The sequence below is a fragment of the Thiohalorhabdus sp. genome (assembly GCF_036628635.1).
In the GTDB taxonomy this organism is placed as follows: Bacteria; Pseudomonadota; Gammaproteobacteria; order Thiohalorhabdales; family Thiohalorhabdaceae; genus Thiohalorhabdus.
Map to the genome: position 1 here is coordinate 1 of NZ_JAZKRM010000092.1, position 3,996 is coordinate 3,996.

4 protein-coding genes are annotated in these 3,996 nt (G+C 69.8%); 2 read left to right on the forward strand and 2 right to left on the reverse strand.

What is annotated here, in order from left to right; genetic code table 11:
• Together V5A19_RS13755 and mutM are read left to right on the forward strand one after the other, a co-directional pair.
• Window positions 1-399: adenosylcobinamide-GDP ribazoletransferase (locus V5A19_RS13755; RefSeq protein WP_332327945.1), on the forward strand; the 399-nt coding region annotated here is incomplete at its 5' end.
• Window positions 400-604: 205 nt separating this feature from the next.
• Window positions 605-1,435 carry a bifunctional DNA-formamidopyrimidine glycosylase/DNA-(apurinic or apyrimidinic site) lyase gene (gene mutM, locus V5A19_RS13760; RefSeq protein WP_332327946.1) on the forward strand — a complete coding sequence of 277 codons (831 nt, stop codon included), beginning with the start codon at window positions 605-607 and terminating at the stop codon, window positions 1,433-1,435.
• A gap of 253 nt (window positions 1,436-1,688) precedes the next feature.
• Here the strand turns inward: mutM and ggt are convergent, their stop codons facing one another.
• Window positions 1,689-3,431, reverse strand: coding sequence for a gamma-glutamyltransferase (gene ggt, locus V5A19_RS13765; protein ID WP_332327947.1), 1,743 nt, complete (start codon window positions 3,429-3,431; stop codon window positions 1,689-1,691).
• 17 nt (window positions 3,432-3,448) lie between these two features.
• Window positions 3,449-3,964, reverse strand: coding sequence for a pantetheine-phosphate adenylyltransferase (gene coaD, locus V5A19_RS13770; protein WP_443081508.1), 516 nt, complete (start codon window positions 3,962-3,964; stop codon window positions 3,449-3,451).
• Between the last annotated feature and the right edge of the window lie 32 nt (window positions 3,965-3,996).

Sequence of the window (3,996 nt, forward strand, 5' to 3'; positions counted from 1 at the left end):
ATCGTCCTGGCCAAGGCGGTGGCGGCCGGATGCCTGGTGCAGCAGGCGCAATGGCAGGCCCTGATAGCCGCGCCGGTGGCGGGGCGTACCCTGACCACCGGCCTCCTGGCCACCACGGCGCATACCCCGGAAGGGCCCAGCCCCCCGGGCTTCCTGCTGCGGCTGGACCGGGTAGCGGTGCTGCTTGGAGCGTTGGGCGGCGCCGCCCTGATGGTCCTTCTGGGGGGGAGCCAGGGGCTGGCCCTGGGGGCCGGCCTGTTGGGCGCCGGCGCCCTGCTGCGCTCCCTCTACAAGCGAAGCCTGGGCGGCATCACCGAGGACGCCCTGGGCGCGGCGTGCGAGGTTGGCGAGCTGATCGCGGTGGCGGGAGCGGTCTGGGGGGCGGGGGTATGTTTGTGAACAGCGGAGTGTTCAGTGTTCAGTGTTCAGTGTTCAGTGTTCAGTGTTCAGTGTTCAGTGTTCAGTGAAGCATTGGGCGCGGCCGGGCATCCTGGTTCCCTCCCACGACCACCACGCCCGTCAGGGAGCCACACCCGTGGAGCCCCCGCCCCCGTAGACGCCGTTACTGAACACTGAACACTTTTCACTGAACACTTGGTTCCCCATGCCCGAGCTCCCCGAAGTCGAAGTCACCCGCCAAGGCATCGCCCCCCACCTGGAGGGTCGTCTGCTGCGGGGCGCACAGGTGCGTGAGAGCCGCCTGCGCTGGCCGGTTCCGGCGGATTTGGACGCCCTCGTACGGGATCGCGAGGTGGCGGCGGTGCGCCGCCGGGCCAAGTACCTGATCCTCGATCTCGCCCGGTCCGACCGCCCTACCACCGCCCTGCTCATCCATCTGGGGATGTCCGGCAGTCTGCGCGTGGTTCCCGAGGCGACCCCCCTGCATCGTCATGACCATCTTGACCTCCGGATCGAGGGGGGCAGCGTCCTGCGCCTCCGGGACCCGCGGCGCTTCGGCGCGGTCCTGTGGACGGAAACGGAGCCCGAGGGCCACGAGCGCCTGGCCGGTCTCGGTCCGGAGCCTCTGGGCCACGAGCTGACCGGCGCCTATCTCTACCGGCGAAGCCGCGGCCGCACCGCCACGGTCAAGGCCTTCCTCATGGATGCGAGCGTAGTAGTGGGAGTGGGCAACATCTACGCCAGCGAGGCGCTGTTCCGGGCGGGTATCCATCCCGGCCGGGCGGCCGGGCGCCTCGGGCGGACCCGCTACACCCGATTGGCGGGGGCAGTGCAACAAATCCTGACCGAGGCCATAGCCGCCGGCGGCACCACGCTGCGCGATTTCACCGACAGTGAGGGCGCCCCGGGCTATTTCCGCCAGCAGCTGGCCGTCTACGGCCACGAGGGGGCCCCCTGCCCGGGCTGCGGCCGGGCCCTGCGGCGGGCGGTGATCGCCCAGCGCGCCAGCTTCTTCTGTACGCGGTGCCAGCGCTAGCGCTGGTACGAGTGAGGAGTGAGGCGTGAGGGGTGAGGCGTAACGGCCCAGTCAAAGGCCCTATCCGCAGATTGCGCAGATGGCCGCAGATGAAAACGGCCCGATGGTACCTCTAAGCGGGAGAAGCGATTACCGCCGAGTGCGAGCCCTCCAACAATATCCTGCCTAAGCCCGTTTTTGTTATCTGCGTTCATCGGCGTCATCTGCGGATAACGCCGTCGCCGTTCCGCCGTTACTCCTCACCCCTCACGCCTCACTCCTCACTGACCTCCACGGCCTTGCCCTCGCCGCGCGGGTCGGCGGCCACCTTCAGCTCGCCGTCGTCGCGCTGCCACAGGATCGCCTGCATGTCGCCGAAACGGCGGCCCACGGCCTCGAAGTTGTGGCCGCGCTCGGCGAGGGCGCGGCGCTCGGCCTCGGTGAAGGTGTCCGGCTCGTGCTGGATAGCGTCGGGGCGATACTGATGGTGGTAGCGGGGGCGGGCCACCCAGTGTTCCAGGGCGGCGGTGCCGCCCTCGTCCCAGATCATGCCGGCAACGGCCCGGGTCACCATGGTGATGATGCGCGAGCCGCCCGGGGTGCCGGTTATCAGGGTAACCTCCGGGCCCGTTACGAAGGTCGGGCTCATGGACGACAGCGGCCGCTTGCCGGGGGCGATGGCGTTGGCCTCGCCGCCCACCAGCCCGTAGGCATTGGGCACGCCGGGCTTGGCGACGAAGTCGTCCATTTCGTCGTTGAGCACCACGCCCGTGTCCCCGGCGACGAACCCTGAGCCGAAGGGGTAGTTGATGGACAGGGTGGCGGCGACGCGGTTGCCCTCGCCATCGATCACCGAGAAATGCGTGGTATCGCGGCCCTGCTTCCGGGCCGCGGGCGGGCCGGGGAGATAGTCGCTGGGCAGGGCGCGGCGGGGATGGATGGTGGCGGCCAGGCCGGCGTTGTAGGGGCGGCTGATCAGGCGCGCCACGGGCACATCGACGAAGTCCGTGTCGCCCAGATGGACCGCCCGGTCGCGGTAGGCCCGCCGCATGCCCTCGACAAGCAGATGGGTGCGGTGGACGCCTTCCGCATCGCCGTAATCGGCGGCGCGGAGCATGCGCAGGATCTGGACCAGGGCCACGCCGCCGGAGGACGGTGGCGCCGCAGAAACGATGCGGTGGCCGGCCACCTCCGCCGTGACCGGGTCGCGCTCGCGGACCCGGTAATCGGCCAGGTCCTCGCGGCTAATCAGGCCGCCGGCGGCCCGGGTGGAACGCGCCAGCTCCGCGGCCACCGGCCCCTGGTAGAAGCCCGCCCGGCCCTTCTCGGCCAGCCGTTCCAGGGTGTCGGCGAGAGCGGGCTGGCGAAGGACGGCGCCCGCCTCGGGCACCTCGCCGTGGCTCAAAAAGATCTCGGCGGCCCGGGAATGGCGCCGCAGCACGTCGCGCCGGAATTCGGCCAGCCGGCGGTAGGTGGCGCCCACTTCGAAACCTTCGCGGGCATAGCGAATGGCCGGCGCCAGGGTCCGCTCAAGCCCCAGGTCGCCGTATTCGTCGGCGATGTGGGCCAGGGCCGCGGGCTCGCCGGGAACACCGGCGGCCCTGGGGCCGTTGATGGAGGCGCCGTCGATCACCTCGCCGGCATCGTTCTGGTACATGGTTGGGCTCGCCTCCGACGGCGCCTCCTCACGGCCGTCCACCATGACATCGAGCCCGTCCCTAGTGTGCAGCAGCCAGAAGCCGCCGCCGCCCAGCCCCGAGCTGTAGGGCTCGACCACTGCCAGAGCGGCGGAGACGGCCACCGCGGCGTCGAAGGCGTTCCCCCCGTTCGCCAGGACTTCCCGGCCCGCCCGGGTGGCCAGGGGATGGGCGCTGGCAACGGCACCGTTAGCCAGGCGCTGGGCGGGATCCGCTTGGTTGCCGCTGCCTGCCATACCGGCACCGGCGGCGGCCGAGCCGGCAAAAGCCAGGACAGCGAGGGTGGCAAGAAGCGAGGCAAGGTTAGTGGCTGGGCGCATGGTGGGCTCCTTAGCGGCTATCCTTCACCGCTCTCCAGGCGGCGCTTCAGGCCCGCCACCACCTCGGGATGGACGAAACTGGAGATGTCGCCGCCGAGACGGGCGATCTCGCGCACCAGGCCCGAGGACAGATAGGTGTAGGACTCGCCCGTCATTAGGAACAGGGTCTCCACGTACTCGTCGAGCTTGCGGTTCATGGAGGCCATCTGGAACTCGTACTCGAAATCGGAGATGGCCCGCAGGCCGCGCAGGATAACCCCGGCGCCCTGCTCATGGACGAAATCGATGAGCAGGCCCTCGAAGGCCACCACCCGGACATTGGGCAAATCGCCCACGACCCGCTCGACCAGCCCGGTGCGCTCCTGGCGCGGGAACCAAGGGGTCTTTTGGGCGCTGACGGCCACCGCCACCACCACCTCGTCGAACAGCCGGCTGGCGCGCCGAATGAGGTCCTCGTGGCCTTTGGTAATAGGATCGAAGGTGCCCGGATAGAGGGCCACCTTCGGGTCGCCGGGCGAGTTATGGGTGGTCACGGCGTTTCCTCTGTTGGGGCCTCGTTACGGAA

What these genes read in the sequence shown, in the direction of transcription:
- ggt (WP_332327947.1), bottom strand. Translation starts at nt 3,431, where the DNA reads ATGCGCCCAGCCACTAACCTTGCCTCGCTTCTTGCCACCCTCGCTGTC.
- mutM (WP_332327946.1), top strand. Translation starts at nt 605, where the DNA reads ATGCCCGAGCTCCCCGAAGTCGAAGTCACCCGCCAAGGCATCGCCCCC.